This window comes from Mycobacterium sp. (genome assembly GCF_035653355.1).
Lineage (GTDB): Bacteria > Actinomycetota > Actinomycetes > Mycobacteriales > Mycobacteriaceae > Mycobacterium.
The window spans coordinates 1-5,257 of record NZ_DASRBZ010000501.1 but is presented as its reverse complement, the minus strand read 5'-3'; the positions used below and the strand labels follow the sequence as shown (position 1 = coordinate 5,257).

The following is a 5,257-nucleotide window of genomic DNA, read 5'->3' as shown; positions in this document are numbered from 1 at the left end:
CGATGGGATGACGAGCCGCATGTGCGGTTGTGGGCCAAACTCGAAGACCGCAACCCAACCGGGTCGATCAAGGACCGGCCGGCGCTGCGGATGATCGAGCAGGCCGAGGCCGACGGACTGCTATCGCCGGGTGCCACGATCCTCGAGCCCACCAGCGGCAACACCGGAATCTCGTTGGCGATGGCAGCCCGGCTCAAGGGCTACCGGTTGATCTGCGTGATGCCGGAGAACACGTCGGTTGAGCGGCGTCAGCTGCTTGAGCTCTACGGTGCGCAGATCATCTTCTCGCCGGCCGAAGGCGGATCCAACACCGCGGTGGCCAAGGCCAAAGAACTTGCTGCTGCCAACCCGTCGTGGGTGATGCTCTACCAATACGGAAATCCGGCCAACACCGACTCGCACTACTACGGCACCGGTCCGGAGCTCCTTGCTGACCTGCCCGAGATCACCCACTTCGTCGCCGGCCTGGGCACGACGGGCACGCTGATGGGCACCGGCCGGTATCTGCGCGAGCATGTGCCCGACGTGAGGATCGTCGCCGCCGAGCCCCGCTATGGCGAGGGTGTCTACGCGCTGCGCAATATCGACGAGGGCTTCGTGCCCGAGCTCTACGACCCCGATGTGTTGACCACCCGCTACTCGGTCGGCTCCGTTGATGCGGTACGCCGCACACGAGAGTTGATCGACGCCGAAGGCATCTTCGCCGGCATCTCCACCGGCGCGGTGCTACACGCCGCGCTCGGCGTCGCGGCGAAGGCACAGGCCGCCGGCGAGCGTGCCGACGTCGCGTTCGTGGTCGCCGACGCGGGATGGAAGTACCTGTCGACCGGTGCCTACACCGGTACTCTCGACGAGGCTGAGGACGCGCTGGAAGGACAGCTTTGGGCATGATGCGCCATGACGATGATGCCGGCGCAGCCGGGATCAAGGAGTGGCGCAAATGACTGGGCCGAGTCGATATCCCGCGGCGCGCCAGCCGCAACGCAAGAGCGCTCCTCGGTGGAGGGTCGGGGCGGCCACCATCATCAGCTTCGTTGCGCTGCTCTACCTCGCGGAGTTGATCGACCAGCTCAGTGGCCACAATCTGGATCGCAACGGCATCCGCCCGCTAGAGACCGACGGGTTATGGGGCATCGTTTTCGCGCCGCTGTTGCATGCCAATTGGCAGCATCTGATAGCCAACACCGGACCGGCGCTGGTGCTCGGTTTTCTGGTGACGCTGGCCGGGCTGGCCCGCTTCGTCTGGGCCACCGCCATCATCTGGACCATCGGCGGCTTCGGTACCTGGCTGATCGGCAACGTCGGGTCGGCGTGCGGGGAGACCGACCACATCGGCGCCTCCGGCCTGATCTTCGGGTGGCTCACCTTTTTGCTGGTGTTCGGATTCTTCATCCGCAGCGGGTGGCAGATCTTCCTCGGAATCTTGGTGCTGTTCTTCTACGGCGGCATCCTGTGGGGGGCCGTGCCGGTACTCAACATGTGCGGCGGCGTGTCCTGGCAGGCGCACCTGTGCGGCGGCATCGCCGGCGTGCTGGCCGCCTATGTACTTTCCGGTCCAGAACGCAAGGCGCGCGCTCAGCGCAGAGCCGGCCTGGTGCACCGGTGAGCACAGCATTGGCGCCGGTCGGGGTCTTCGACTCCGGCGTCGGCGGGCTCACCGTCGCGCGGGCGATCATCGACCAACTGCCCGACGAGGACATCATCTACGTCGGCGATACCGCCAACGGGCCCTACGGTCCGCTGAGCATCCCGGAGATCCGCGCGCATGCGCTGGCCATCGGCGACGACCTCGTCGACCGCGGCGTCAAGGCGCTGGTGATCGCTTGTAACTCGGCGTCCTCGGCCTGCCTGCGCGATGCCCGCGAACGCTACGACGTGCCCGTCGTCGAGGTGATCTTGCCGGCGGTGCGACGCGCAGTGGCCACCACCCGCAACGGCCGCATCGGGGTCATCGGCACGCGCGCGACCATCGCCTCGCACGCCTACCAAGACGCGTTTGCCGCCGCCCGTGATACCGAGATCACCGCCGTGGCGTGCCCGCGATTCGTCGACTTTGTCGAGCGCGGCATCACCAGCGGCCGCCAAGTGCTCGGGCTGGCGGAAGGCTATCTCGAGCCGCTGCAACGGGCCGGGGTCGACACCTTGGTGCTGGGGTGTACGCACTACCCCTTGCTGTCCGGGCTGATCCAGTTGGCGATGGGCCAACACGTCACGCTGGTTTCCAGCGCAGAAGAAACCGCGAAGGAATTGGTGCGGGTCCTCACCGAGCAGAATCTGCTGCGCCCTCATGAGGCGCCACCCGCGACCCGAGTGTTCGAAGCCACCGGCGACCCGGAGGCGTTCACCAGCTTGGCGGCGCGATTTCTGGGGCCGGCGATCACCACCGTGCAACCTATTCATCGCCACTCGCCCGCCCGCTAGGTCGAGCGATGATACCCATCCCATACCAAAGCGACGATGTTTTCGCCAACAGGCTATCGGGCATGGCACAGTAGTGACCGTGCGAATGACCGTGCTCGGCTGCTCTGGCAGTGTGGTGGGTCCAGATTCGCCGGCATCGGGTTACTTGTTACGGGCGCCAGATACTCCACCGCTGGTCATCGACTTCGGTGGGGGAGTGCTGGGTGCGCTGCAGCACCAAACCGATCCAGCATCGGTGCATGTGCTGCTGTCGCATCTGCATGCCGACCATTGTCTGGACTTGCCTGGGCTGTTCGTGTGGCGTCGCTACCACCCGACGCCCCCGGAGGATAAAGCGTTGATGTACGGCCCGAGCGACACCTGGGCGCGCCTGGGCGCGGCATCGTCGCCATACGGCGGCGAGATCGACGACTTCTCGGACATCTTCGATATCCGTCACTGGGTTGACGGTGAGCCAGTGAAAGTGGGCGCATTGACGGTGCTGCCGCGAGTGGTGGCGCACCCGACCGAGTCGTACGGCTTGCGGTTCACCGACCCCGACGGGGCGACATTCGTCTACAGCGGCGACACCGGCTGCTGCGACGCCCTTGTGGAGCTGGCGCGCGATGCCGATGTCTTTCTGTGCGAAGCGTCATGGACGCATTCGCCGAAGCGGCCGCGCAATCTGCACATGTCGGGCACCGAAGCCGGGCGGGTGGCTACCGAAGCCGGTGTGCGAGAACTGCTGCTCACGCACATCCCGCCGTGGACCTCGCGCGAGGACGTGATCAGCGAGGCCAAAGCCGAGTTCCACGGTCCCGTGCACGCGGTGGTGTGCGGTGAGACCTTCGAGATCACGCACTCCTGAATCCACCCATTAGGGTTGACGGGTGTCCACACGAGAAGACGGTCGCCTCGACCACGAGCTGCGCCCAGTGGTCATCACCCGCGGGTTCACCTCACACCCGGCCGGTTCGGTATTAGTCGAATTCGGCCACACCAAGGTCATGTGCACCGCGAGCGTCATCGAAGGCGTACCGCGCTGGCGCAAGGGAACCGGATTGGGTTGGCTCACAGCCGAATACGCGATGCTGCCGGCGGCCACCCATACTCGCGGCGATCGGGAATCGGTGAAGGGCCGGCTCAGCGGACGCACTCAGGAAATCAGCCGGCTCGTGGGGCGTTCCCTGCGGGCGTGCATCGACCTGGCGGCATTGGGGGAGAACACCATCGCGGTCGACTGCGACGTGCTGCAGGCCGACGGGGGCACCCGCACCGCGGCTATCACCGGCGCCTATGTTGCGCTGGCCGATGCGGTGACCTACCTGTCGGCGGCGGGCATGCTCTCCGACCCGCGCCCGCTGTCGTGCGCGATCGCCGCGGTCAGCGTCGGCGTGGTGGACGGCCGTATCCGCGTGGACCTGCCGTACGAGGAAGATGCGCGCGCCGAGGTCGACATGAACGTCGTGGCCACGGACACCGGAACTCTGGTCGAAGTGCAGGGCACCGGCGAGGGCGCGACATTTCCGCGCTCGACGCTGGACAAGCTGCTTGACGCCGCATTGGCCGCCTGCGACAAGCTGTTCGCTGCGCAGCGGGAAGCGCTGGCGTCGCCGTATCCGGGTGTGCTGCCCGAAGGACCGGCGCCGCAGAAGGCGTTCGGAACCTGACCCGACTACTGGTCGCCAGCCGCAACCGCAAGAAGTTGGCTGAACTGCGCCGGGTGCTGGACGCGGCCGCCGTCTCGTTGACGTTGGTCTCGCTCGACGATGTGCCGCCGTTCGACGAGACTCCGGAAACCGGTGCGACGTTCGAAGACAATGCCCTGGCAAAGGCGCGCGACGGGTTCTTAGCGACTGGGTTGTCTTGTGTCGCAGATGATTCCGGGTTAGAAGTCGACGCATTGAACAGCATGCCGGGGGTGTTGTCGGCACGCTGGGCCGGTGTCCATGGCGACGACGCCGCCAACACCGCGCTGTTGTTGGCGCAACTGCGCGACGTGCCCGACGAGCGGCGTGGCGCGAGGTTCGTGTCGGCGTGCGCGCTGGTGGCCGGCTCGGGCGAAGTTGTGGTGCGTGGTGAGTGGCCGGGCACGATCGCGCGCGAGCCGCGTGGCGACGGCGGCTTTGGCTACGACCCAGTGTTCATTCCCGAGGGATCTGCCCGCACCGCGGCGGAGCTCAGCCCGTCGGAGAAAGATGCGGTGTCGCATCGGGGCCGTGCGCTGGCGTTGCTGCTGCCCGCTTTGCGTGCTCTGGGATGCTGAGGCACCCAACGTGACGGTGGTGTCACGTTCGTCGATGAACGTGACAACACCGTCACGTTCGGAGCTACAGGCTGAACTGCGCCTTGACGCTTCGGGTTTGGAAGTGCTCGACGATGATGCCCAGCAGCGGGATGGTGCCCGACAGCAGCACGCCGATGGTCTTCGCGATCGGCCAATGGACCTTCACCGCAAGGTTGAATGCGGCCAAGACGTAGGTGAAGTACACCCAGCCGTGCACCACTTCGATCCACCGGATTTCGTGGTGGAAGACGAGGTGCGAGACGATCTCGTAGCACAGTGCGATCAGCCAGATACCAGTCGTCCAGGCCATGACGCGGTAGCCCAGTAGCGCCGTGCGGATCTTTTCGACGGGCACGGCCGGCGGGGCGTGTCGGGTTTCGGGTGTCTCCGGCGTGGTCATGCGCTCGTCCTCTTCTGTCTTTGCTGGTCTGATTTCGCCAGTTCGGCGAGGTAGGCGTTGTACTCCTGCAACGCGGGATCATCGGCCGGCGGCGGTGCGGGTTGCGGGCGCTCGGGGAGTATCCCAGGCGGTATCTCTGTCAGAGCGGCGTTTTTGCGCGGCTCAGGTGG

General features: G+C 66.1%; 7 protein-coding genes and 1 pseudogene. 6 read left to right on the top strand and 2 right to left on the bottom strand.

The features are described from left to right. The 6 genes from VFA16_RS17260 to rdgB all read left to right on the top strand — a co-directional run. Nucleotides 1-891 (top strand): cysteine synthase (locus VFA16_RS17260; protein WP_324968987.1); only part of this gene is annotated, 891 nt, incomplete at its 5' end. Between the two features lie 49 nt (nucleotides 892-940). After that, a complete protein-coding gene (locus tag VFA16_RS17255) occupies nucleotides 941-1,606 on the top strand; it encodes a rhomboid family intramembrane serine protease (protein ID WP_324968986.1) in 666 nt (221 codons plus the stop codon). Beyond that, a complete protein-coding gene (gene murI / locus VFA16_RS17250; protein WP_324968985.1) occupies nucleotides 1,603-2,421 on the top strand; it encodes a glutamate racemase in 819 nt (272 codons plus the stop codon). Before VFA16_RS17255 ends, murI begins: the two co-directional genes overlap by 4 nt. Before the next feature lie 73 nt (nucleotides 2,422-2,494). Next, nucleotides 2,495-3,268, top strand: coding sequence for a cyclic nucleotide-degrading phosphodiesterase (locus tag VFA16_RS17245; RefSeq protein ID WP_324968984.1), 774 nt, complete (start codon nucleotides 2,495-2,497; stop codon nucleotides 3,266-3,268). Nucleotides 3,269-3,290: 22 nt separating this feature from the next. After that, the gene (gene rph, locus VFA16_RS17240; protein ID WP_324968983.1) at nucleotides 3,291-4,070 is read left to right on the top strand and encodes a ribonuclease PH; all 780 of its coding nucleotides are present in this window, start codon (nucleotides 3,291-3,293) and stop codon (nucleotides 4,068-4,070) included. Further along, nucleotides 4,067-4,666, top strand: a complete 600-nt coding sequence (gene rdgB, locus VFA16_RS17235; protein WP_324968988.1) for an RdgB/HAM1 family non-canonical purine NTP pyrophosphatase — start codon at nucleotides 4,067-4,069, stop codon at nucleotides 4,664-4,666. Before rph ends, rdgB begins: the two co-directional genes overlap by 4 nt. Nucleotides 4,667-4,730: 64 nt before the next feature. Here the strand turns inward: rdgB and VFA16_RS17230 are convergent, their stop codons facing one another. Continuing rightward, nucleotides 4,731-5,087, bottom strand: coding sequence for a DUF3817 domain-containing protein (locus VFA16_RS17230; protein ID WP_324968982.1), 357 nt, complete (start codon nucleotides 5,085-5,087; stop codon nucleotides 4,731-4,733). Beyond that, nucleotides 5,084-5,257, bottom strand: a pseudogene (locus VFA16_RS17225) (hypothetical protein); the annotation flags it as partial. The pseudogene VFA16_RS17225 and the gene VFA16_RS17230, both read right to left, overlap by 4 nt.

Excerpts from the sequence above, each read along its gene's own strand:
- VFA16_RS17230 (WP_324968982.1), bottom strand. The coding sequence starts at position 5,087 with ATGACCACGCCGGAGACACCCGAAACCCGACACGCCCCGCCGGCCGTG.
- VFA16_RS17255 (WP_324968986.1), top strand. The coding sequence starts at position 941 with ATGACTGGGCCGAGTCGATATCCCGCGGCGCGCCAGCCGCAACGCAAG.